The organism is Ideonella azotifigens, assembly GCF_006519715.1.
GTDB lineage: Bacteria > Pseudomonadota > Gammaproteobacteria > Burkholderiales > Burkholderiaceae_C > Ideonella > Ideonella azotifigens.
In genome coordinates, this window is the sequence record NZ_VIDT01001060.1 from 1 (window position 1) to 1,344 (window position 1,344).

A 1,344-nucleotide genomic window follows, 5' to 3' on the forward strand; every position below is an offset into this window, starting at 1 on the left:
GCTGACTCAGCAGCGCCAGCGGCAGCCGTTGCACCTCGAACAGCGCCGGCTGCAGTGGCTGCGCGGCCCCCTGGTCCAACAGCTGCTGCAACCTGGCTTCAGGCAGGCCGACCAGCGGCACCAGGCCTTTCACGTCGATCTGGCAATCGGCCTGCTGCGACAACACGCTGGCCCGGCCGCTGGCGGCGCTGGCATTGGCCAGCGCCACGTCAGACGACGCATTGGCCCCGGCGCGGAAGCTGCCCTCGGTGATGCGGGCGGTGGCTTCGCGTGAGGCAGCGTCCGCACGGGCCAGCTTCAGCGTGGCTTCGCAGGCCCGGTAGTTGATGTAGTCGGTGGCGACCTCGGCGGCCAGCGACACGCGAGTGTCGTTCCAGTCTGCCAGCCTGGCCTGTGCCGTGGCCTGGCCAGACTCGACATTGCGCCGCACGCTGCCGAACAGGTCCAGCTCCCAGCTGGCGTCCAGCGCCAGGCTGGCGCTGTTGGTCACGCTGGTGGCCCCGGTCGCACCCATGGCCTTGGCTCGCGAACCGCTGCCCGCCAGCGTCAGGCTGGGTACCTCGGCCGCTTCGGCGCTGGCCAAAGCGGCGCGCGCCGCGCCGATCTGCGCGGCGGCCTTCTGCATCGACGGATTGCTTTTCAGCGCCTGGGCCTGAAGCTCGATCAGCAGCGGGTCCCCGAGCCGGGACCACCAGTCTTCCAGCCCAGCCGTGCTGCCACCGTGCGGCAAAGCGGCCTGCCAATCGGCCGGCACGGTCAGGTCGTCCGGCGACGGGGCCAGGTAGTCCGGCCCGACCGCGGCGCAGGCTGCGAGCAGCAAGGCTGTGAAGCCCGTCACGCTGCGCGCCAACCAGCGGGGGCAGAGGGTCGCAGAGGCAGGGGAAGAAACGGTGGCCGGAGGCATCGGGCAAGGCATGATGACGATGTCGCCATGCTGCAGTGCGGCTCCGACAAGCTGCGTCCGGGAAGTCTAAAGAAACGTAAGGAAGCGCTCGGCCACGCGGGCCCGGCGCGAAGATGCGAGCCCTCAACCTGTTGATGCCTGCCGTGTTCCGCCCAGCCTTGCTCCCCCGCCGGAGCCTTTCATGATCCCCAGCGTGTTGCTTGTCGACGATGACGTGGAACTCGTCGGTTTGCTGGCCGACTACCTTCGCCAGGACGGCTTTCGCACTTCGATGGCGCATGACGGCGAAAGCGCGGTGGCCGCGGCGCTGAGCCAGCAGCACGACATCGTGGTGCTGGACGTGATGATGCCGCGGCTGACCGGCATCGAGGTGCTGCGCCGGCTGCGCGCGCAAAGCCGCATCCCGGTGCTGATGCTCACGGCCCGCGGCGACGACATCG

Annotated in this window: 2 protein-coding genes; one reads left to right on the plus strand and one right to left on the minus strand. The window is 69.6% G+C overall.

Annotation, left to right across the window (positions count from 1 at the left end):
• The coding region (locus FKP22_RS30545; RefSeq protein WP_170201187.1) for a TolC family protein at positions 1–838 on the minus strand (838 nt) is incomplete at its 3' end.
• Between the two features lie 247 nt (positions 839–1,085).
• Here FKP22_RS30545 and FKP22_RS30550 point away from each other — a divergent pair.
• On the plus strand, positions 1,086–1,344 hold a 259-nt coding region (locus FKP22_RS30550), incomplete at its 3' end, for a response regulator (protein ID WP_375140635.1).